22 protein-coding genes are annotated in these 22,688 nt (G+C 46.6%); 6 read left to right on the top strand and 16 right to left on the bottom strand.

Going from position 1 to position 22,688, the window contains the following annotated elements:
* Positions 1-275: 275 nt before the first annotated feature.
* Entirely contained in the window at positions 276-1,580 is a 1,305-nt protein-coding gene (locus tag ACNI29_RS17635; RefSeq protein ID WP_419779675.1) for a Na+/H+ antiporter NhaC family protein, read from the top strand.
* A gap of 183 nt (positions 1,581-1,763) precedes the next feature.
* Complete coding sequence (locus ACNI29_RS17630; RefSeq protein ID WP_419779674.1) at positions 1,764-2,885, top strand: tetratricopeptide repeat protein; 1,122 nt, start codon at positions 1,764-1,766, stop codon at positions 2,883-2,885.
* A gap of 123 nt (positions 2,886-3,008) precedes the next feature.
* Here ACNI29_RS17630 and ACNI29_RS17625 read toward each other — a convergent pair whose 3' ends face one another.
* From ACNI29_RS17625 to ACNI29_RS17585, 9 genes are all read right to left on the bottom strand, one after another.
* Complete coding sequence (locus tag ACNI29_RS17625; RefSeq protein ID WP_419779673.1) at positions 3,009-3,749, bottom strand: protein phosphatase CheZ; 741 nt, start codon at positions 3,747-3,749, stop codon at positions 3,009-3,011.
* A 38-nt stretch (positions 3,750-3,787) separates the two neighbouring features.
* Positions 3,788-4,300 (bottom strand): PilZ domain-containing protein, encoded by a 513-nt coding sequence (locus ACNI29_RS17620; protein WP_419779672.1) that lies wholly within the window; start codon positions 4,298-4,300, stop codon positions 3,788-3,790.
* Positions 4,301-4,330: 30 nt separating this feature from the next.
* A complete protein-coding gene (locus ACNI29_RS17615) occupies positions 4,331-4,759 on the bottom strand; it encodes a 4Fe-4S binding protein (protein WP_419779671.1) in 429 nt (142 codons plus the stop codon).
* A gap of 18 nt (positions 4,760-4,777) precedes the next feature.
* The gene (gene ybgF / locus ACNI29_RS17610; RefSeq protein WP_419779670.1) at positions 4,778-5,701 is read right to left on the bottom strand and encodes a tol-pal system protein YbgF; all 924 of its coding nucleotides are present in this window, start codon (positions 5,699-5,701) and stop codon (positions 4,778-4,780) included.
* Positions 5,691-5,927, bottom strand: coding sequence for a PLD nuclease N-terminal domain-containing protein (locus tag ACNI29_RS17605; RefSeq protein WP_419779669.1), 237 nt, complete (start codon positions 5,925-5,927; stop codon positions 5,691-5,693). Before ACNI29_RS17605 ends, ybgF begins: the two co-directional genes overlap by 11 nt.
* The gene (gene lgt / locus ACNI29_RS17600; RefSeq protein ID WP_419779668.1) at positions 5,927-6,682 is read right to left on the bottom strand and encodes a prolipoprotein diacylglyceryl transferase; all 756 of its coding nucleotides are present in this window, start codon (positions 6,680-6,682) and stop codon (positions 5,927-5,929) included. The genes ACNI29_RS17605 and lgt overlap by 1 nt, the downstream gene beginning before the upstream one ends.
* A 1-nt stretch (position 6,683) precedes the next feature.
* Entirely contained in the window at positions 6,684-7,154 is a 471-nt protein-coding gene (lspA, locus tag ACNI29_RS17595; protein WP_419779667.1) for a signal peptidase II, read from the bottom strand.
* A 332-nt stretch (positions 7,155-7,486) separates the two neighbouring features.
* Positions 7,487-10,300 carry an isoleucine--tRNA ligase gene (gene ileS / locus ACNI29_RS17590; RefSeq protein WP_419779666.1) on the bottom strand — a complete coding sequence of 938 codons (2,814 nt, stop codon included), beginning with the start codon at positions 10,298-10,300 and terminating at the stop codon, positions 7,487-7,489.
* A gap of 271 nt (positions 10,301-10,571) precedes the next feature.
* Positions 10,572-10,832: a DUF493 family protein gene (locus tag ACNI29_RS17585; RefSeq protein WP_419779665.1), complete on the bottom strand. Its 261-nt coding sequence runs from the start codon at positions 10,830-10,832 to the stop codon at positions 10,572-10,574.
* A gap of 222 nt (positions 10,833-11,054) precedes the next feature.
* On the opposite strand from ACNI29_RS17585, the gene ACNI29_RS17580 reads away from it, so the two are divergent.
* Both ACNI29_RS17580 and ACNI29_RS17575 read left to right on the top strand, forming a co-directional pair.
* Positions 11,055-11,474, top strand: coding sequence for a hypothetical protein (locus ACNI29_RS17580; RefSeq protein WP_419779664.1), 420 nt, complete (start codon positions 11,055-11,057; stop codon positions 11,472-11,474).
* Positions 11,475-11,661: 187 nt separating this feature from the next.
* The gene (locus tag ACNI29_RS17575; RefSeq protein ID WP_419779663.1) at positions 11,662-12,207 is read left to right on the top strand and encodes a hypothetical protein; all 546 of its coding nucleotides are present in this window, start codon (positions 11,662-11,664) and stop codon (positions 12,205-12,207) included.
* Positions 12,208-12,257: 50 nt separating this feature from the next.
* Here the strand turns inward: ACNI29_RS17575 and ACNI29_RS17570 are convergent, their stop codons facing one another.
* The 3 genes from ACNI29_RS17570 to nadC all read right to left on the bottom strand — a co-directional run bounded on the left by ACNI29_RS17570 (position 12,258) and on the right by nadC (position 15,826).
* A complete protein-coding gene (locus ACNI29_RS17570; RefSeq protein ID WP_419779662.1) occupies positions 12,258-13,838 on the bottom strand; it encodes an L-aspartate oxidase in 1,581 nt (526 codons plus the stop codon).
* A gap of 78 nt (positions 13,839-13,916) precedes the next feature.
* On the bottom strand, positions 13,917-14,939 hold the full coding sequence (gene nadA, locus ACNI29_RS17565; RefSeq protein ID WP_419779661.1) for a quinolinate synthase NadA: 1,023 nt from the start codon (positions 14,937-14,939) through the stop codon (positions 13,917-13,919).
* An 11-nt stretch (positions 14,940-14,950) separates the two neighbouring features.
* Positions 14,951-15,826, bottom strand: a complete 876-nt coding sequence (gene nadC, locus ACNI29_RS17560) for a carboxylating nicotinate-nucleotide diphosphorylase (RefSeq protein ID WP_419779660.1) — start codon at positions 15,824-15,826, stop codon at positions 14,951-14,953.
* 171 nt (positions 15,827-15,997) lie between these two features.
* On the opposite strand from nadC, the gene mgtE reads away from it, so the two are divergent.
* Both mgtE and ACNI29_RS17550 read left to right on the top strand, forming a co-directional pair.
* Positions 15,998-17,350, top strand: coding sequence for a magnesium transporter (gene mgtE, locus ACNI29_RS17555; RefSeq protein WP_419779659.1), 1,353 nt, complete (start codon positions 15,998-16,000; stop codon positions 17,348-17,350).
* A 227-nt stretch (positions 17,351-17,577) separates the two neighbouring features.
* Positions 17,578-19,002: a transferase gene (locus tag ACNI29_RS17550; RefSeq protein ID WP_419779658.1), complete on the top strand. Its 1,425-nt coding sequence runs from the start codon at positions 17,578-17,580 to the stop codon at positions 19,000-19,002.
* Positions 19,003-19,077: 75 nt separating this feature from the next.
* On the opposite strand, the gene ACNI29_RS17545 is transcribed toward ACNI29_RS17550, so the two are convergent.
* From ACNI29_RS17545 to hemA, 4 genes are all read right to left on the bottom strand, one after another.
* On the bottom strand, positions 19,078-19,749 hold the full coding sequence (locus ACNI29_RS17545; protein ID WP_419779657.1) for an adenylate kinase: 672 nt from the start codon (positions 19,747-19,749) through the stop codon (positions 19,078-19,080).
* 72 nt (positions 19,750-19,821) lie between these two features.
* Complete coding sequence (gene tilS, locus ACNI29_RS17540; protein WP_419779656.1) at positions 19,822-20,847, bottom strand: tRNA lysidine(34) synthetase TilS; 1,026 nt, start codon at positions 20,845-20,847, stop codon at positions 19,822-19,824.
* Positions 20,848-21,020: 173 nt separating this feature from the next.
* Complete coding sequence (locus ACNI29_RS17535; protein ID WP_419779655.1) at positions 21,021-21,356, bottom strand: hypothetical protein; 336 nt, start codon at positions 21,354-21,356, stop codon at positions 21,021-21,023.
* Between the two features lie 11 nt (positions 21,357-21,367).
* A complete protein-coding gene (gene hemA / locus ACNI29_RS17530; protein WP_419779654.1) occupies positions 21,368-22,687 on the bottom strand; it encodes a glutamyl-tRNA reductase in 1,320 nt (439 codons plus the stop codon).
* Position 22,688: the final 1 nt, after the last annotated feature.

Here is a 22,688-nt window from a genome sequence, read left to right as displayed (position 1 = left end):
CCTTCAGTGCTGATTTAGGCATTGGAGGAGCTTTTTCTTTAAGTGTTACTTTAAGAAAAAAGACATTCCGGTTTTTATTGACACAACACGAAAAGATGCGCATTTTAAACCCCGGTAACGCAAAAGTTGAAAATTTTACGGTTAAATTGCTTTTTTAATAGATAAGTAATTACTTCCTTTAATTTTCTGAAATGAGTTCGAACAATTGCTCCGCATGGCGGAGATTCTTTTTGCCCGGACTATATGTCTAACTCTTTATATAGGAATATAGTGTTATGAAACAGGAAGCGAACGGTTTGGCCCTAGCGCCATTGGCTCTATTTTTGGTGATTTTTATTGGAACCGGATTTTTCCTGACCATGAACGGAACCAGCATGGCTTTCTACCAGCTCTCCGCCACAGTCGCAATTCTCCCCGCAATTGCTTGGGCTATCTGGATGGGAAGAGACAAGATCAACGACAAAATTAATATTTTCCTACGCGGTGCAGGTGAGCCGGGCATCATCACCATGTGTATGATTTATCTGCTTGCAGGTGGCTTTGCAGCTGTCGCAAAGTCCATCGGCGGCGTTGAATCCACAGTTAACCTCGGACTTTCCATCGTTCCGGCATCCATGGTTTTGCCCGGTCTGTTCGTAATTGCTGCTTTCATCGCAACCGCCATGGGTACTTCCATGGGTACAATCGCAGCCATCGCACCTATCGCGGTTGGTGTTGCCGGGAAAACCGATATTTCATCCGCGCTGCTCATGGGCGCAGTTGTCGGCGGTGCAATGTTCGGTGATAACCTGTCCATGATTTCCGATACCACCATCGCCGCAACCCGCACACAGGGCTGTCAGATGAGCGATAAATTCAAGATGAACCTGCTCATAGCACTACCCGCCGCACTGGTCACAATCGTGATTCTGTACTTCGCTGGTGAGGGCGGTCAGGTTGTTGCTGACGGTGGATATAGCCTGCTGAAGGTTCTGCCATACATCACAATTCTGGTCATGGCCGTGCTCGGCGTGAACGTTTTTGTTGTGCTCGGTTTTGGTATCGTATTCACCGGGCTGGTCGGGTTCATTTCCGTTGACACCTTTAATCTGCTGACCTTTTCACAGGACATCTATAAAGGTTTCACCGGAATGCAGGAAATTCTGGTTCTGTCCCTGCTGGTCGGCGGTCTTGGTGAGCTGATCAAATTTCATGGCGGTATCACTTACATTATTGAATTTATCGGAAAACTGACCAAAGGAACCAAGTCCACCAAAGCAGGCGAGTTCAGCATCAGTGCTCTTTCTGTCATGTCTGACCTTTGCACCGCGAACAACACCGTAGCCATCGTGCTTACCGGGGGCATGGCCAAGGAAATCGCTGAAAGTCACAATGTTGACCCGCGCCGCAGCGCAAGTCTGCTGGATATCTTCTCCTGCGTAGTGCAGGGTTTGATCCCTTACGGCGCACAGGTTCTGCTGGCCGGTTCCATCTCAGGTCTTTCCCCGCTCGAGATCATCGGCAACATGCATTACTGCTTCATCCTCGCAGTAGTTGCAGTGCTCAGCATCATGACCGGATTTCCCAGAATCAGAAAATAGCTGATTCAGCTGATTCGGATACATAAGATTAACTCCCCCGCAGCCTTTGGTTGCGGGGGAGTTTTTTTGTGTGGGTGAAGTTGTTATTCTGTATTGACGGATCGTATTTGTATCGTTAGCTTTTTTATAAATTTTTGATGGGATAATTATTGTTTTGTGTTTTGTATCGATGGGGAGGGTGTTTTGCCGAATGCTACAATTGGATTCATGGAACATGTTGATGTTGCGCAGGCTTGGGTTCTAAACTTAGGACAGAGCGATGCAATTGCTTTTGCTGGAGTTGTAGTTGAAACAATCTCAGCTGTTCAAGGCTTTAAATTTTTTAATAAAAAGAAAATTAGTGAATCTGCTCTTGCACCCGTTAGCGTTCCAGTAATTGTGCAGGTACCTGAACGTGAAGACCCCGATAAGCTTTCACGCAAGATATTCGAAAAGCTTTGCGCGAAAGATGATGAACTGTGCAAGGCTCAACAGACGCTTCGGACTAGAGAAGATGAGATTAAAGATCTTAAAGATATCATTGAAGACTTGCGTAAACCGCGTGAAACCGAAGAAGAAACGAATCTCGCTGCAAAAGCAGAAATGGAGTTAGCAAAAGGTAACGTTGAAGCAGCTAAAGGTTTTTATGCCGAAGAAGCAAAAAAGAATCTCAATACTATAGATGAAAATAAGCTTGAGGCAGCGAAAAATTATAGGCGCATTGGTGCTTTGGATTACATGACTAATCCGAAAGAGGCAGTGAAGTCTTATCAGAAATCGATTGAACTTGATCCGAGTAGTGCTGACGGTTGGAATCAGTTGGGATTATTGAATAGATTGTTAGGAAATTTGAAATTTGCAGAAGATGCATTTAATGAAGTTTTGCGATTAAGTGATTCAGATAAGAGCTTTAAAGCTATTGCTTACGGCAACCTCGGTCTAATCCGGCATACTCAGGGTGACCTTGAAGGGGCGGAAGATTTTCATTTAAAAGCACTGGAAATAGATAAAGAACTGGGGTGTAAAGAAGGCATAGCTGCTGCTTACGGCAATCTCGGTCTAATCCGTAAGACTCAGGGTGACCTTGAAGAGGCGGAAGAGTTTCATTTAAAAGCTCTGGAAATAGATGAAGAACTTGGACGAAAAGAAGGCATGGCTATTCGTTATGGCAACCTCGGTAATATCCGTAAGACTCAGGGTAACCTTGAGGCCGCAAAAGATTATTGGCAAAAAGCACTTACTTTATTTTCACAAATTGGCGCAACACGAGAAATTAAAAAAACACAGGCGTTGCTGGACGAACTAGAAGCCAACAAAGACAGCTAGCCCCACATCCATACAGCACAAAAAAGCGTGAAGCCCCATCAAAAGATGGGGCTTCACGCTTTCAAATTTCTAGTAATTAAACAACGCCGAAGGCGTGATCCAAATAAAATCTATACCTAATCCCTACAATCCAAGCGAAGCCAACAAATCGTCAACATCACCCTGATCGGCTTTTTCGGTGGGACCTTGGAGTTCGCTCATTTTGTTTTCAGTTTCCTGATCGAGCTGCTCAAGGGATTTTTCCGGGGCTTCTTCGCGGGCTTTGATCTTCAGTCCGGTGGACATGTAGAGATCGAGAACGATTTTTTCTACGCTTTTGATGGTATCAATGATGATCTTGATGCGCTGCCCGGTCAGATCCTGAAAGGAGAGGGTGGTCATGATAGTCATGATGTCCTGACCTAGGGTTTCATTGATGTTGGACAGCTCAACACGCTGCTCTTTTTTTACACCGCCGGATTCAAAAGCCTTGATTATTTTTGTAAGAGCGGTCTGGGTTTCCTGAGTTTTTTCAAGAATGTCCATGATGTCTTGCGTGGCTTTTTCCGTGGTGCGCATGATAGCATCAAGCTGGTCTGAGGCTTCATTGAAAAGCTGGTCCGGATCTGAATCAACGCAGACAACAGGTTCGGTTGATCCGGCAGGGCCTTTTTTGGCCTTGGCTACTTCCTGATAAATATCGCGAAGACCGTTTTGCAGGTCGATGTTGATTCTGCGGTAGAATTCACCTTCAAGCAAGGTCTGGGACATGCTCTTGGAAATTTCTTTCTGCACTGCATCGGCAATGCTTTCCTTGAGACTTCTACTCAGGTCCTCGGAGACCTTTTCCATCATCTCCCGCACTATCTGATCATCATGAAGCACTGCGCTCTCCTTCGCGTTGATATATTCTGTTAGCAGCACTAACCGAGTTTTTGGGTTCTTATTATTTCCCGCTGCTCGCTGAAAACAAACTGGATAATGGATTCAAGGTCATGTTCCCTGATCTTTTCAAACTCCATTTGCCAGATATTTTCTTTTTTTCCTGCTTTAACGTTGCCTTTAGCCCCTGCAAGGCGCAGGGGAATTTGTTCAATCTCCACCACAACTTCCAAAATTCCTTCGGCTGTGATTCCTTCGGATCGGAAGATCATCCCGTTCCCGGAAATTTTCAGAATTTCAAGGTCGATAGGAAAATCCTGCTTGAGGTCTTTCTGGCTTTGCATGCCCAGCAACTGATCCAGTTTGCGGTCCAGTTCCATTACATAAACCTTAAGCCATTCCGGAACTTTTGAATCATCAAGGTCTTCAGCCGGATGTTTTTTCATCCCGATGAATCCACGGTAAACCGGTTGACTCTCCAAAGAAGAGGATAGTCGCCCGTGTCCTTTGATTCTTGTTTTTACACTTGCGTAGTGCGGTGCATCCCGGTCCATTTAGATTTCCTTACTTTGTACTATACCGGATTAGTCCTGTGGATCAACTTCCATGGCCCGTACAGGACAGACCTTGGTGCAAAGACCGCAGGCAGTACATTTTTCCAGATCAAAAAGAACCAGTCGGGTTTCCTGTTCCAGCGAAAGAGCACCGGTGGGGCACATGGCAAGGCACATGCCGCAGTGCATACAGGATTCTTCGTCCCTTGCGATTTTCTGAGCAACAGGAATCAGTCTGACACCATTTTCTTTAAGGTAGTTGATACCCTTGTGGTAATCTTCCTCAAGTCCAGAGATCTCAAGAGTCATACTGCCTTCGAGTCTGGGGTTGATGTCAGCTTTCAGGATGTTAAAGCTGAGGTTGTAGAGTTTTCCCAGATTGCATACTACCGGGCGACCGGAAGTATTCGGTGGGAAGGCGAGGTGGATGATTTTGTTAAAATTTTTGTTGTCAGTCATCTTAGCTGTCCATTTATATTATTTTAAGTTTTTAATGATAGTTTTAGCGCGCTTGCCCTCTGCAGATTCCGGGGCTTTCTTGATCAGGTCTTCAAGAATGTAACGGCCTGATTTGGTTTTGCCCAGTTTGATCAGGCTAAGGCCCTGCTTGAGAAGTGCAGATCTGTATTTGTTGCTCTTGGAGTGTTTGGCAATGACAACCTGATATTTGAGGGCTGCATTAGCGTAATCCTTGAGCTGGTAATAGCATTCACCTTCCCAGAAAATTGCGTTGGGGACAAGGTTGTGCTTGGGAAAAGTTTTGGTAAATTCAGCCATATCCCGGATAGATTCTTTGTATTTGCGTGCTTTGAAAGAAGCGAGACCTTTATCGTACAAAGCCTGTGCCGGATTGACCGGGGCTACCTTTTTGGGTTCCGGTGCAACAACTGCGGCAATTCCACCAACGGCTGCTGCAGTTTCAGCTACGGCTTTTTCGGTTGCTTTATCTTTCGGAGCTACTTGTTTGATCAGTCCAAGGTCGATAGCCAGCTGACTTTCAAGGGCCATACGCATATCTTCCACTTTTTTGGACAGATCTTCAAGGGAAACAGTGCTGTTGGTGTCGCCGGCATCAAGCTTTGCAACAGATTCAGACATGGCATTAACTGTACCTTGAAGTTTTGCAACCTGCATTTTCAGGGCGTTAACTTCTGCATACATGTTTGCCTGCTGGGTTTGGACAGGAGAACTCGATTTTTTAATTTCTTCACGCAGGGCCACGTTATCCGCAGAAACCTGCTGGTCGAGGTTGTCCATTTTTTTATTTAGCTGTGCCCGTGTCTGCCGCATTTCCATACGCATTTTATCCATATCGGAAGTGGTTACGCAGCCGTTTAAGCCCGTAGCCAGAGGAAAGGCGATAAGTGCGGCAATCAGGGATTTTTTCATATTATTCTGCATTGTATTTTTTCCCCCTTTTTCTACCTAGGAGAAAGTAAGCCAGACAGCCGAGAAAAGGAATAAAAATTGAGAGCTGGATCCAGCCGACTTTTTCCATGTTTGACGGAAATTCCCTGTTGAATGCATCCCATATGGCGAAAAGTGTCAAGGCCGCAAAAAGGCCGACGCTGCCGAGGATGATGATCCAGGTTTCCATGGGAAGGGTAGGAATTTCTCCGAAAAACATTAGGCACTCCTTTTTTTGTATATTGATAACAGGTATATACCAATTGAGAAAAAGACAAGGGTTATAAGTTGGGTAGCACTAAACGGTCCGAATTGGCCCCGGTAGTCTGCCCTGAAAAATTCAATAATAAATCTGAACACAGAAAACAATACAAGGAAAAGACCGGTAATGCGTCCTTCTGTTTGCAAACGGTTCCCGACAGCAAGGAGTATCAGGAATGTAATCAGCCCGGCCAGTGAGTGATACAGCTGGGTCGGGTGTAAGGACTGGAACAGGGGAGCAAGTGACGATGTGTCCCTAAAAGTCACACCCCACGGTAGGTCAGTAGGCTTGCCGTAGCAGCAGCCTGCAAAAAAACAGCCCAATCTTCCAACAGCCTGTCCAAGTGCAATGCCCGGAGCAAAACAGTCGAGCCAATCCAGAAGCGGTTGTTTTTTAGAATAGAGGTAGAGAAGACCGCCCAGTGATCCGAAAATCACCGCTCCTGAAAAAACAAGCCCACCCTGCCAGATATAAAAAATTCTGATTAAGTCCCCGGTAAATTCCTGCGGATATAGGGAAATATAAAGTGCTCGAGCACCGATAATACCGCTGACAACACTGATGATCCCGGCAATGGGAGCAAGTTTATAATCCAGATCCCAGAGTCGGGCGGCGCGCATGGCCCAGCCAAGCCCCAGCAGACACCCGGCTGTGAGGTAAAGGCTGTAAGCGTATATATTTACAGAACCTATGCTGAACAGGATCGGATTCATTTTACTTGTTCTTATAAAAAGAGATTATCATGGCAAAAGCGCCGATGCAGATTGCGATATCCGCAACATTGAAAGCAGGCCAATGATGAGTTCCAAAATAAAAATCAAGAAAGTCAGTTACTTCATGATACAGCACCCGGTCAATCATGTTGCCGATGGCACCGCCGAGCACAAAACCGAGACCCACTATTTGGAATTTATCCCGCTCTTCAACGGATTTCAGCAGCATACCGATTGCCCCAAGTGCAATAACAGTAACCACAAGGAAAAAGTTCCGTTGCCAGGTAATGTCCGCGCGGTTCAGAAATCCGAATGCCGCACCTTTGTTTACAACGTGTACCAGATTAAATAATCCGGGAATGACTACCTCGGATGTCCAAAGTGCCATCTTCTCTCGAACCGCAATCTTTGTGACCTGATCCAAAATCAAAGTCACAGCTGCAATTATCCCAGCCAATGTATATCTATTCATGTTTGCCTCCGGCGGCTGGGGAAGGGGAGAAACTCTTTTGGGCATTAGCAAAAGGTTTTCTCCTCTTCCCCAGACCCCATCCCCTCTTCCCAAAAGACGTTTTAGTCAGTTATATATACAGCTTTATAAAATGGTCTTCGGATAACAGATGGCGAAGCCTTAATAAAAGTTTTAGGAGAGTCCAGAGAACTTTTTTTCAAAAGGGTTCTCTGTCCCCCGGAGGGACTCTCGGTAGAGCCGCCGGAGGCATTCTTATCTTCAAAAATGCCCCCGTCCTTCGGCTGAAAGACGGGGGCATTTACTTATTCAATTTGCAAAGAGCTTTTTAGAATCTAACCGGCCAGAACTGCTGCACAGCGGGGGCAGAGCTCGGGGTGGTCAGCATTGGTTCCGAGAGTATCGTATCTCCAGCAGCGGCTGCATTTTTCGCCCTGAGCTTTTTCAACTTTGATAGCCAGACCTTCGAGTTCTTCGGGTTTGACTGCATCTTCGGTTGCGTCAGCCAGAGGTGCGATTTCAACACCGGATACGATAAAGAATTCGCGACGCTCAATGTCTTCGAGAGCTTTAGCGATATCTTCGTTAGCGAAGAGGGTGATCTTGGTATCGAGAGAGTGCCCGATAACTTTTTCACGACGCAGAGGCTCGATAGCTTTGGTTACTTCGGTACGAACATCCATGAGCAATTCCCATCTTTTGCGCTCGGCATCGTCGATGGAAGGCTTGAGCAGCTCGGGACGGATAGCGAAGACAGTCTCGGCGTCACCTTTCATTTCAGCAGGCATATGGGAGTATGCTTCTTCTGCGGTGAAGGAAAGGATGGGAGCCATGTCTTTGAGGAGCATGAGCATAGTCTGCCAGAGTACGGTCTGTGCGGAACGGCGCTCAAGGCTCTTTTCACCGGAAACGTACAGTCTATCCTTGATGATATCGAGGTAGAAAGAGGAAAGCTCGGTGGTGCAGAGGTTGTGCAGGGTGTGGTAAACTTTATGGAATTCAAAGTTTGCGTATGCCTTCTGGATTACCTCATGCTGACGGTTGACCATATCAAGTGCGAAATGGTCGATGGGCAGCATTTCTGCGGGTGCGACTGCATCAGTTTCAGGGTTGAAACCGTCAAGGTTTCCAAGGATGTAGCGGCAGGTGTTACGCACACGGCGGTAAGTATCAACCATGCGGCTCAAAATCTCGTCGGAGATACGCACATCTTCCTGATAGTTAACAGCGGAAACCCACATACGCAGGATTTCAGCACCGTGCTGGTCGATGATTTCCTGCGGTGCGATAACGTTACCGATGGATTTGGACATCTTGCGACCGTTTTTATCAACTACGTAACCATGAGTCAGTACGGTCTTGTAGGGCGGAACATCGCGGGTTCCAACGGAAGCGAGCAGAGAGCTGTGGAACCATCCGCGGTGCTGGTCGGAACCTTCAAGGTACAGATCAGCGGGGAAGCGGTGTTCCTTGCGTTTTTCAACAACCGCAGCGTAGCTGGTGCCGGAATCGAACCATACGTCGAGGATGTCGTCTTCCTTGGCCCAGTGGTTGCCGCCGCATTTGGGGCATTTCAGGCCTTCGGGAGCGATTTCTTCAACGGATTTTTCGAACCAGTAGTCACAGCCGCGTTCGTGCTTTTCAAATTCGTCCACTACGGAGAAAACCCATTCGGGCTCGTTGTATACTTCGTCGCAATCTTCACAGATCAGGGCGATGATGGGTACGCCCCAGTTGCGCTGACGGGAGATGCACCAGTCAGGGCGGTTTTCGACCATGCTGTAGATGCGGTTTTCACCCCATGAAGGAATCCATTCAACGTCATCTTTGATCGCCTTGAGTGCCTTGGCACGCAGGTTATTTTCGTCCATACCGACGAACCACTGGGTGGTGGCGCGGAAGATAACCGGTTCTTTACAGCGCCAGCAGTGCGGGTAGGAGTGGGTGATCTTTTCCTGTGCGAGCAGGTTGCCCACCTCTTCAAGTTTTTCGATGACCTTGGGGTTGGCTTCCCAGACATTCATACCGGCAAAGAATTCTACTTCATTGAGGAACACACCACTGTTGTTCATTGGAGAGTAGATTTCAAGACCGTTTTTGAGACCGGTTTCAAAGTCCTCGCGACCGTGGCCGGGAGCGGTGTGAACGCAACCGGTACCGGAATCGAGAGTTACGTAGTCAGCCAGTACGATGGGAGATTCGCGGTCATAGATGGGGTGCTTTGCTACTGCGCCTTCAAGTTCGGTTCCTTTGAGAGTAGCCAGCACATTCCAGCTTTCCCAACCGAAGGACTCTGCACAAACAGGCAGCAGTCTTTCAGCGAGGATGTAGATGTCTCCGTTTACTTCGGCAACAACGTAATCAAATTCGGGATGAACAGCCACGGCCATGTTATCGGGGATGGTCCAGGGAGTGGTGGTCCAGATGCATACGTAGGTGCGGGAAAGGTCTACTTTGGATGCAATGTCTTCAGGCAGTGCTTTCAGTACTTTTTCATCATTAAGAGGAAAGCGTACGTAGATGGAAGGAGAAGTGTGATCTTCGTATTCAACTTCTGCTTCAGCAAGAGCGGTACGGCAATCGCAGCACCAGTGAATAGGCTTCTTGCCGCGCACAACAGAGCCTTTTTCCATGAGGCGGCCCAGTTCACGGGCGGTTGCAGCCTCATATTCAGGCTTCATGGTCAGGTAAGGATCTTCCCAGTTACCGAACACGCCCAGACGCTTGAATTCCTTGCGCTGGATGCCTACGAATTTTTCAGCGTATTCGCGGCAGAGCCTGCGGATAACGGTAGTGGGCAGTTCTTTTTTCTTTTTCTTGAGTTCCTGCTCAACCTTGTGCTCGATGGGCAGACCGTGGCAGTCCCAGCCGGGAACGTATTCAGCTTTCATGCCCTGCAGGTTGCGGGATTTTACGATAATGTCCTTCAGAACCTTGTTCATGGCTGTGCCCATGTGAATGTGGCCGTTAGCATACGGGGGGCCGTCATGCAGTACGTACTGTTCTGCATCGGCGTTTGCTTCAACCATTTTTTCGTAAACCCCGGTTTCCTCCCAGTGCTTGAGCATTTCTGGCTCACGCTGTTTGAGGTTGGCTTTCATGGGAAATTTGGTCTTGGGCAGACACAGGGTCTTTTTATAATCGCTCATGACTGGAAAAGTCCTCCGAAACTATCTTTAAAGATATAATATTTGATTAAAGGCTGTTTATGAATTTCCTGTTGACGGAAAGAAGTTGTTCAAAACAAGATTAAAAATATCAGCTTGTTATCATTAAAATGAACAAAATCCGGCAGATTGTGGAAAAGAAAACAACCGTTTTGGCGAATACTTAAAAAAATAAAAAATGCTCAAAAATGAGCGGCGTTATCTTTAAACAAGGTGTGATGGAAGTCAACCCGGAGTTGCTTCATTATATATATTAGAGGGAAATGAGTCCTTCAATAGTGGCGGCTTTTTCGTAGATGTTCAGGATTACATCAGAGCTGTTGGCATGGATGACTACGGTTACGCTGGTGTATTTCCCTGTTTTGGAGTCTTTTTCAGTGTAGGGGAACCCGTCAATCATGGATTTAAGTTCATCCAGAGATTTGCTGGGGACAATGAATTTAAAAGTGTAATCGCAAGGCCACTCATGGTGTTCATCAAGAGTCGCTTTAAATTGTTCAATGGAATTTGCCATGTTTATCTCCTTATATCTTTGAAATATCTATTTTTTTGTAATTAAGCTTTGAACAGATGGGCAATATCTGCACCGCCTGTCGGGCAATGTTGATATATGGATCGTATATGGTGCTGTCAATGGTGCAAAAAAAGTTTTTCCCATATCCCTAAAGGATATCATTACAGTGTCGATATATTAAGCAGGTGTTCCTAAAATAATACAGAAGGGAAGGACGTAAAAATGAGTAGAAAAAATCTTCACGCAACAAATTTCAGGAAAGTGCTTGAATTGTTTCATGACGGGCGGGGCCATGATGCAGAGAGTCTGCTGCGAATTATTCAGGAAGACTATCTTGAGATGTACGAAGAGAACAAAGAATTGCGTTCCCAGATTAAAGAGGTTGCCGAAATTCTTGATCTTGCCGAATGCATGGAGTTTGACGGACAGAAATACTGGATTGATGAGGACAGCGAAAAGACCGGACCTTATTGTCAGGTCTGTTATGACCGTGATGGAGTCCTGATCAGGCTTCAGGAGCGGGCTAAGCATTGGGAATGCTACTCATGCCAGAATCTGTTTGTAAAAATGCCTACCGGAAATATAATTCATAAAAGTAGGCCGAAGAAAGAATCAAAGCCTTTACTCAGGCTTTTTAGCTAAAAAAATCATTTTTCAGTCCTTAATATACACCTTGAAACGGGCCTGTTCGTATTTGCGAGCAGGCCCGTTTCTTTTTTATTGCAACCAGTAAACTGTAACACAAAAGTGGTGGCAAAAAGATCTGATAGTATTTATGGGAAATTTCTGAGTATGTATTGATTATATCTGAATACAGCGGAGATTTTTTATGGTCCTTAATGAACGCCACATGCAGCTTTTGAAGCATGTTAGAAGTTATTCAAAAATAGAAAGATATCACGGCCTTTTGCCCAAAAGAGAAACCTACCTATATGATAAGGGGCTGATCGACAAACTTCTTGAAGCTGGTTTGATTGATGAAGGCAGCATCTGTACTGCTTGTGGAAACAATCTTGTAGGATACCGTATTTCACGAATGGCTGAGAAAGAATTCGACAGATTGGACATGGACGTCAAGGATAATGATTGGGAGACTTTCTGTGGTATTGATGTCGAGATAAACGAGATCCTGGATAAAGTTCACATCAAAGCTTTAATAGATATTTTTCACCTTTCAAGGATATCTCTCTTCCGTGGGATTGCACCCAGATGCATTCTGCAGGAAGCATTCACGGAAGATATTTTGAATGTGCTGCTTGATGTTGGATATATTAATAAGATTTCCCTCAAAGGGCCGGCAATACTTTATGAAAATGGTTTTGTTCTTGCGGATCGGGCTTCGCGGATGTTGAAGCAGGCCGGGTATGTAAAATAAAATGGGGCAACTCTTGTGAGCTGCCCCATTTGTTTGGATGCAGTGGTGTTTTAGCTGACCCGGTAATGACAGCCTACGCTTGTTTTGTTGCGCAGCGCGGCCAAAGTTACGATCAGAGCAGCCTGACTGCCATGGAACAAGTCGATGATAGGTCGGCTGATCGGGGTTCGTTTGTAGAATGAATGCAGGTTGCGATTCAAGTTCTGCAAATCACCCAGCGCGCGGTTCAAGCGTGCAGTGGAGCGGGTGATACCCACGTAGTTCCACATGATGTTGCGTAAAAAGGCCCAATCCTGCGCGATGAGAGCCGGATCTTCATTTTCATTTGAGCCGGGGTTTTCCCAGTCCGGTACTGCATTAAGCAGTTTCTTGGGAATTCTGGATTTCTTTTCGATTCTGCTTGCAATGTCTTCGCCGGAAGTGAAACCCCAGAGCATGCCTTCAAGCAGGGAAGTACTTGCGAGGCGGTTCCCTCCATGTACGCCTGTGCAGGAGCATTCTCCGATAGCGTAAAGACGGTCCAAGGTGGATTTGCCTTTTTCATCAACCAGCACACCGCCGCAGAAATAATGGGCGGCCGGAACAACCGGAATCGGCTGGTTATTGATGTCGATGCCGTTGTCCATGCATTTACCGTAGATGGTCGGGAAACGTGTGGGCAGATCCTGCTCCACATGGTTCGCCGCATCAAGGTAAACGCATTCTTCCTTAGTGCGCAGCATTTCCTCAAGAATTGAGCGGGTTACAATGTCACGGGGAGCGAGATCGCTACGTGGATCGTAGCGATGCATGAACGGCTCGCCATAACAGTTAACCAGTTTTGCTCCTTCCCCGCGAACTGCTTCGGAAATGAGGAAACGTCGGCTGGCTCTGGTTCTTACCCGCTGAAAAAAGGAAGTGGGATGGAACTGCACCATTTCCGCATTTATCACCCTTGCCTTGGCGCGGTTGGCCATTGCAACGCCGGAGCCGATGGAACCGGGAGTATTTGTGGTATGCAGATAAATCTGGCCTAGTCCGCCTGTTGCCAGCACGGTAAAGTCCGCCAGAAAGGTTTCCACAATATTCAACGCTTCATTGTAAACATATGCTCCGAGACATTTATTGCTCAGGGAATACCTGAATTCATTATCACGGGCATGGTGGTGGTTGGTCAAAAGGTCAATGGCTGTTCTGTGGGGGCAGATCCGGATGTAAGGATGATCTTTTACATGCTGGATGAGCACGTCCATGATCGATTTTCCGGTATGGTCAGCGCAATAGAGGATGCGGTTGACCGTATGTCCGCCTTCTTTGGTCAGACTGTATTCGCCATCGTCTTTTCTCTGAAACTCAATCGGATATTTTTCCAGCAGCAGCTTTTTAAGGACTTCCGGTCCATATTTAGCCAATGTCCGCACGGCTTTTTTGTTGTTGTAATTCCAGCCGGCGGTGAAAATATCCTTTTCCAGTGTTTTAGGAGAATCATCCGGTCCGGTATATACGACCCCGCCTTGGGCGAGTCTCGTGTTGCCGGTATAAAGATCTTCTCCGGGGGTTAATAGTGTAACTTCTATACCTTTTTCTGCTATCGTCAGAGCTGATATACATCCGGCGATACCTGATCCGATAATCAAAACTTCAGTTTTCATTCGGTTTTCTTGCATGCCTTAGATCTCATTTTACGGCAGCCTTTTGCAGGTTCCGGCTAAAGGTTCAGTCGGTATAATCTATTTGCAGACGTCGAGCATTCTTTGCAGAGCGAGTCTTGCCGGTTCTCTGATTTCATCAGAAACATCTTCATAAGGAGCTGTTTCCAGATTCTGGAGAAGTTCTGCAAGATTCTCTTCAGTAATTTTAGCCATGTTGCTGCAATAGCTGATGCCTAACGGCAGGATGTTCTTATCAGGGAACATTTCTTTCAACCTGAGCACAAGGTTGGTTTCAGTGCCGACCACAATGGTTGTACCCGCAGGAGCTTCATCAACATATTTAATAAGATATGAAGTTGATCCTGCACCGTCAGCAGCTTTCACAAGTTCCGGCGGGCATTCAGGGTGAATTATCACTTTGCAGTCAGGATACTCAGCACGGAATTTTTTAATTTGGTCCAGTTTAAAGCGCTGGTGAATAGCGCAGAGTCCGGGCCAGATCAGCAGTTCCTTGTCCTGAGTTTCTGATACATCAATCTGCGTTCCTTCAGAGCGGATGTTAAGGATCATGCGCTTGTCAGGTGCAATGCCAAGGGCATCAGCAGTATTGAGCGCAAGGTTTTTGTCTGGCAGGAAGAGAACCGCATCGCCTTGTTCCTGTGCCCAACGGAGCATTTTTTCAGCGTTGGCGGAAGTGCAGACCGTGCCACCATGTTTTCCGCAAACGGTTTTCACCGCAGCGGGGGTGTTCACATAAGCGAGCGGAATGATTTTTCTTCCGCTTTCTTCGATGAGTCTGGTCAGTACTTTATCCACCAGCCATGCCGGGGCCATATTGGCCATGACACAGCCCGCGCTGGCATCAGGAATGTAAACCTTCTGGTTCTCCCGGCGTACAATTGCAGCGGATTCAGCCATAAAATGGACACCGCAGAATACGATATATTCTGCCTCCAGCTGTTCGATCTGACGGGCAAGTTCAAGGGAATCGCCCTTAAGATCGGTGTGTTCTATGATTTCATCGGACTGGTAATGGTGTCCAAGGATCGCCAGTCTCTTTCCGTACTTTTTCTTTTGTTCAGCAATAATATCCGAATACATCAAAGTAGATCCTACATTGGTATGATCTGCATGCTCATGTCAGAGCATTTTGCGGAGTGGGTGATCCTGCCTACAGAGATGTAGTCCGGGCCGGCTTCTGCAAGAGCGGCGATGGTTTCAAGGGTCACGTTTCCACTGATCTCGGTTTCAATTTCATCAGGAATGGTAGCGATAGAGGCTTTTGCTTCCTCAAAGGTCATGTTGTCGAGCATAATACGCTCAACTTTGCAGGCCACAGCCTCGTCTACTTCTTCCTGATTTCGGCATTCCACCTCAATAGGGGGGCATTCCTGATCATATTTTGCACGCAGCTTTTCCACAGCGGAGGTTATTGATCCGGCGCGGTCAATATGATTGTCCTTGAGCATAAGCATTTCCACCAGATTAAGACGGTGGTTTTTGGCTCCGCCGCAAAGGACAGCGTACTTTTCAGGGTAACGCAGGCCGGGCAGGGTCTTGCGGGTATCGAGGAGGATAGTCTCACTATGATCCAGCGCGTCTACGTATTTACGGGTTTCAGTTGCGATTCCGGACATGTGGGAGATGAAATTCAGGATAACCCTTTCCGCCTTGAGGAGCAGGCCGGCGGGACCCTGAATGGCCGCAATGAGCGTACCTTTGGAGATTTTTTCACCTTCATCCACATTAAGATGCACCTGGCACTTGTTTTCCTGATCTGCAAACTCAAGAATCAAGTTAATGAGGGGCAGTCCGGAGATAACGGTATCTTCTTTAGCGATGATCTGAGCGGTTGCAATATCGTCCTGCTCAAAAAGCCCCAATGAGGTCAGATCGGGTCCATCTTCGCTTAAAGCTATTCTTATAGTAGCCAGAAGGAACATTTTCGCTTCGGCCTGAAAGAAGTCGTTGAATGCGTTTTCAGTCATATGATTCCTGTTAATATTCTGTAACATTATGTTTGAGGTCATGTAACGATTTCTGGTATCCCGTTTTGCAAGGCAGCACAAGGGCTGAGAAGGATTTCACAAACTAATTTTTCAACTGTTTCAGGGTGATATTTTTTGACCTTTAAGTCTAATTGGTATACTTGATGCGCCATGGCGAATCGAAAAGGCATACCCGAACCACTCCGGCGATGGCAGGAACACGGCAAAGGACGAGCTGGTGCAGTTGACCAGTGCGTCATTGATGCCATGCACCCTGCGGATGCTGCTGATCATATTGAAGAACTTGGTCTGGAAGAACAGGTCAAGTTCATCAAGCAGTTGCCGATACGCGATGCGGCTGACTCTATTGCCGAAATGGAAGAGTATGACCAGCGGGAATTGATTGAACGGCTCAATGTCGGCATGGCTGCGCGCATTCTCGAAATTATGTCCCCGGATGATGCCACGGATATTCTCGAGGGGCTAAATGACGATCTGCGTGAAACCCTTTTGCGCCAGATTAAAGCCGAAGACAGGGAAGAAATCTCAACCCTGCTGACCTTTGATCCCGATACTGCCGGTGGTGTTATGACCACCGAGGTTGCCATTGTCCGTGACAACATGACCGTGGATCAGGCTATTGCCGAAATCCGCAAGGAAGTGGAAGATAAAAGTATCCCTTACTACGCATACGTAGTCGGGCGCCGCAACCAGCTTGTCGGTGTTGTTTCCATGCGCGATCTGCTTCTATCCCGTGCGGGCAAAATGCTTACAGATCTGACTCATAACCAGCACCTCATTTCTGTTAATTACAGTGTGGACAAAGAAGAAGTTGCCCGGCTGATTGCCCACTATAATTTTCTTGCCATGCCTGTAACCGATTTTGACCATCGCTTTCTTGGCGTTGTCACCGTTGATGATGTAATTGACATTATTAATGAAGAGGCCAGTGAAGATATGCAGGCAATGGTTGGTGCGGGAACTGACGAAACCGTTGATTCCCCTTGGGGTTATTCGGTTAAAAAGCGTTTGCCGTGGTTGGTTATAAATGTTGCCAACTCTGCTGTTTCCGCATGGGTGGTCCATCTTTTCGAAGGTAATATTGCCAAGATGGCTATGCTTGCCGTGCTTATGCCTATTGTTGCAAACCAGGCCGGTAATACCGGGCAGCAAGCGCTTGCGGTTATGATTCGTCAATTCGCTACAGAGAAATTCGACCGTAAAAAGTCATGGGAAGCTGTGCTTCGAGAATTCAAAATCGGACTTGCCAACGGTATCTGTATCGCTTTTCTTGTGCTTGGCGCTGTATTCATGTTGACCAGCAACTACACTTTGGCAATGGTCATGGCCGGGGCATTGTTTATTGATATGGTACTCGGTGCGGTCGTCGGTGGAGCTATTCCGATTATTCTTAAGGAATTCGGACGAGATCCAGCGCAGGCTTCTTCTATTTTTCTGACGACAATAACCGACAGTTTCGGTTTTCTTTCGCTGCTGGGATTAGCCGGTATTTTCTTGCTTTGATCCTGATGCAAATTATGTTTTCTTGCCCCATCTGAGTAATTACACCTAGATGGGGCTTTTTTTTGTTCAACTTAATAATATTACGACATTTTTTCTATTGAATGCTTCCGGGGTAAAATGTACCTTCTCAAAAATCAAATTCTGCAATCTGCGTTTTTTGCCTGTTGCAGCCAATCCGGAATTTCCGGCATATTCGGTCAAACCGTCCGAATGATAAAAGGGAAGACATGAGACAAGTCAAAAAACTCATCAATCATATTATATCGAGGGTGAATGTAAACCTCCGGCCTATGGGACTGGATGTTGAGCAGGCCCTGAACAGTACCATTAATGTTAACAAGCTGACTGAGGCATATGCATATTATGCTTTGTCAATTGACCATCCCATCTATTTCCGATTCCGGGAAAGCAATCTCGGCGGGTCATATTTTCTTGGTAAATGTGATGTGGACCGCTCTATTATCATCAGGAGTGATATCCGCGGCGATGAACTCAAAGAAGCGGGCACTGAAGTTGAATTTGGCGGAGTGAAAACAGAACTATACCGTGATGAAATTATTCAGGTCGTAAACAGTTTCCTATTCAAAACACTTGTTCATAACCATTCTCGAAATCCTGAAATTCCGGAATTTTTTCGTATTCTGAATACCGTTGCCATGCATTATGCAAATATTCACGGTACAACAACTGAAGGTGCTTACCTTGGCGCGTTTGCCACGGCTGACCTTTCTGTGCTGCACAATTGCATTCTTGGAAATTATTGTTACGTGCAGGCTGGCGATCTTTCTAAAGTTTGTATTGATCCCGGCCGTATCTGGATTAAAGCTGAAGGAAAGTACGAGTTCAACTACAGTTATCCACAAGCCACATTGGAAAAATATATTTCATGGGATCAGAATGGTGATCTCGTCGGATTGTTCTCTGATTTTCTAAAAGACCGCCGCAGTGATTTTCTTCCGGTTTATGATTCACTTTCTGATTCTTTTCCAGTCTGGGTTCCTGAAAATGCCTTTGTCAGCCGTTATGCGGTGGTAAAAGGAGATTGCGTTATCGGCGAAAACTGCCTTGTTGCGCAGCGGGCATACATTGAAAATTCTGTACTCGGAACCGGGTCCAATGCGCAGGAGAACAGCTTTATCGTTAACACACGTTTTGCCGGACTTGTTGTTGTCGCACATGGCGGCAAGATGGTTCAGTGTAATATAGGCGACAAAGTATTCATTGGGTTTAACTCTTTCCTCCATGGAACCGAAGAAAACCCTGTTTCTGTCGGCAGCGGATCAATTGTCATGCCGCATACCATTATCCATGCTCACGAAAATATTGAAATTCCAGATGAAACTATTGTCTGGGGTTACATCACCAAGCAGGAAGATCTTGAAAAACAGTCCATGTCTTTGCAGGATTTCTCTAAAGGCAGAGCTTTCAATATCGGCAGGATGTCTTTTTATGGTGACGGCGCTGCATTCATCCGCGATTTCCAGAATCGCATCGAGCATATTCTGGTGGAAAACGGCGCACGTTTTGATGGCAATTCCGAGAGCAGAGGACACGCTCAACGAACCCAATACGTTTCCTATAACTTATTCCAGCCTTATTTGGGTGGAGAAAAGTTGGGTATGTTCCCGACTATTATTGTTGAAGATGATTAGCTCTATATTTCAAACAGAAAAAGGCCCGCAGTCAAAACTGACTGCGGGCCTTTTTTATAATCGGCTAATTTCGAACTAAACGAGCTGACCCATGAGGGTTTCTTTGATCTCGTCGATGGTGCCTTCACCATTAAGTTCGATGTACTTGAAGCCGGCTTTAGGAGCCAGATCTTTGTAGAAGTATGCTGCTGCAACAGTACCGGTCTTGTCATCATAGTAGATGTCGTGACGTTTGTTGATTGCATCTTCGTCCTGGTCGTCAGCGCGCTCGGAAAGAGCACCGCCGCATACGCGACATTTGTCTCCATCAGGCTTGATAGCGTCGATGAATTTGTTGTTGGGGTGGTTAGGATCGTTTTCGCAGAGGCGACGGCCCATGATGCGGTTTTTAGCAACTTCGCGGGGCAGCAGGATTTCGATAACGAAGTCCAGTTTTACGCCGTCTTTTTCGAGAGCTTCCCAAAGCTTTTCAGCCTGTACGATGGAACGGGGGAAACCGTCGAGCAGCCAGCCGTTTTCATCGGAAGACTGGAGAACGTCGAGAACCATGGGAATGGTGATATCATCGGGAACGAGTTCACCTTTGTCGATGTACTCTTTAGCTTTCATGCCGAGCTCGGTACCACCACCGATGTGCTTACGGAAGATAGCGCCGGATTCGATGTGATCGAGATTGTATTTTTTCTTAGCGAGAGCGCCCTGAGTTCCTTTACCACTACCGTTGGGTCCAAAAATAAGAATATTCATCTGTTGTCCTCCTAAAGAATTAGTAACAAATTTCACAAAGTTCTAAACTTTGCTGTCGTCGCTGTCAATGCCCTAATTAACTTTGAATAAGAGTCCTGCTTTATTAAGCTTTACTACCTTATTTCCCGGGAATTGGAAGGTTAAACCTGATTTTCGTTGTAAGAAGGCCTGATCAAGCTGCAGGATTGAATCAAAGAGAGCATGTCCGGGACCAAGGTCATCCAAAATTTTTTTGTAAATACGAAGCCTTAAAGCGGAATGACAATTGTTCAAAATTGAACAAGGTAAAAATATTTCGTCACTTTTAGCCGATTCAACTTGCTTGAGCGCATCTTCAATCTGTCCTGACCAGAAATCCTCATCAATTTCAGCTTGATGTTTTAAACGCACTAATCCAACGCCTAGACTGGGATTTTCTTCGTTTAGTAAAGGGAGAATACGATTACGGACCCGGTTGCGGGTATATGCATTTGATAGGTTGCTTTTGTCCTCGCGCCACGGGCATCCAATGGAGCGCAGGAAATTTTCAAGCTCTTCTTTTTTAGTTGATAGCAGGGGCCGCAAAAGCTTGCGTGCGGGATCATAAGCATCCATGCCTGCAAGTGCGGGCCACCCAGTTCCCCGGAGCAAACGCATCACAATATCTTCGGATAAATCTCCCAGATGATGGGCCGTAAGTAGAAAATCAGCATTGAATTTCCTCAAGCATTGCTTGAAAAAGTCATACCTGATTATCCGACCAGCCTCTTCAAGACCAATTGAATTTTGTTTAGCATCTCCGGCAACATCAGCTTTAAGCACCTCAAAAGGCACGTCCATGCGCTGACAAAGCTCTTCAACAAAAATCCTGTCCTGACCAGACTCATCCCGCAATCCGTGATCAACATGGGCGCAAAAAACCCTGCCACCCGATTTACGGGCGAGCAGGGTCGCAATAATCAACAAAGTTGTCGAATCAATACCGCCGGAAACACCGACGAGGAGATGAGAAGCGGCAAAATTAGTACCGCACTTTTGTTTGCCGAATTTTTCAATATCCAGACATAGTTTTGCCTGCTTAGGAGCTAAATCCTGAATCTTGCTTGGCAATGATTTCATTAATGCCTCCGGCGGCCTCGCGGTGCGCCCTGCCGGGGGCCTTAAACCCTTTTGCAAAAGGGTTTAAGAATCCCAAAAACTTTTATTAGGGCTTCGCCGTCAATTGATTCAAAGAACGTTTTAGGTTGTTACTTGCGAAGCATAACTAAAACGTCTTTTGGGAAGAGGCATTCTTATAAATGCACACCGAGATCCATGATAAATTTATCAATGTAATCGAGCATGTGATTACGCTGTTCGGGGGTGGCATAGGCTACGCATTCACAGCGGATCTTGTTGGAAGCGCGCACCAGAACCTCAATTTTCATGCTATTTTCCATGACTTCAAGAGCCATGAAGTAAGGACCGCATTCACCGATATGTTCTTTTTGGACATCTTGAAGAAGATCTTCGGGAACAGGCAGATAGAAAATATCATCAATCGGCCCGGAAAAACCTACTTCTTTGAGCGCATCAACAATCTTAGTCAAATCTTCATCATAAATATCTTCAAGAAGGTAATTTCTCATGAATCTGTCCTTTAGTTGTCAAAATTATTCTTTTTCTTGCGTCCGCAGTGGGCGTCCGCGGGAATAGTTTCATTGTCGAGGTTGAACATGCGTCGGGCAAGATCAACGAATTCATCAGCCTTGCCTTCTTCCTCGGTACGGCGTTTGAGGAAGGCCACGGGCTCGTGGAGCAGCTTCTTACCAATGGACATAGCCATGGTTTCGAGCGCTTTGTGAGTTTTGGGGTCCACATCGCCGAGACGTTTGAGGGTCTTGGCAAGTTCCTGCTGGGCCACGTTTTCACTGCGGTTGAAAAGGTCCACAATGGTCGGCTGCAGGTCGAGGGAATTAATCCAGTTGCCAAAGGAAAGAGTCTCGAACTCAACGATGGAATTCGCTTTGACTGCTTCGTCTTCGCGCTGGGATTTGTTTTCCTCAACAACATCCTTGAGGTCGTCGATATCATACAGATAGACGTTATCAAGGCCGTTTACGTCCGGGTCAATATCGCGGGGCACAGCAATGTCGATGAAGAACATGGGCCGAAATTTGCGTTTCTTGATGACCTTTTTCATCTCCTTGGCGGTAATAACCGCGTGGGGCGCTCCAGTGGAGCTGATGATAATATCGGTTTCAACAAGATGGTCATAAAGACTTTCAAAAGGAACAGCTTTTCCGTTCATGCATTCCGCCAGACCTTCGGCACGGGAATATGTACGGTTGGCAATGGATATTTCCTCCACACCGCTGTTCAACAGATGGGTAGCGGCAAGCTCTGCCATTTCCCCGGCTCCGATAAGCATGGCCCGGTGTCCTTGGAGTTCACCGAAAATCTTTTTAGCCAGCTCTACGGCGGCGTAGCTGATGGAGACTGCACTGGAGGCGATAGAAGTCTCGGTTCGCACCCGTTTGGCAACGAAGAATGCCTTATGCAGCATGCGGTTAATGATAACCCTCGCGGCTCCGGCTTCCACAGCATTGCGGTATGAATCTTTAAGCTGTCCCAGAATCTGGGGCTCGCCGACAATCATGGAATCAAGGCTGCATGCTACCCGGAAAAGGTGCTTCACAGCTCCTAGTCCCTCGTGGCAATAGGAGTTCGGTTCAAGCTCACTCACAGAACCGCAGCATCTTTGCGCCCAATACGCAAGGATGTCGGTCCGGCTGATATCCGGTGAACAGACAACAAGGATTTCAACCCTGTTACAAGTGGATAAAGCCATTACTTCACGCACACCCATTTCAAGCAATCCATCTTCGAATTCCTCTATATTGGTCAGGGCGTAGCGTTCCCGAACATCCACTCCGGCGGAGCGGTGGTTAAGGCCGATTAAGTAAATATTGTGGTCCATA

It is taken from the genome of Maridesulfovibrio spiralis (SeqCode) (assembly GCF_048571135.1).
Lineage (GTDB): Bacteria > Desulfobacterota > Desulfovibrionia > Desulfovibrionales > Desulfovibrionaceae > Maridesulfovibrio > Maridesulfovibrio spiralis.
Note: the sequence above shows the minus strand (reverse complement) of the source record. Positions and strands in the feature narration are given on the sequence as shown.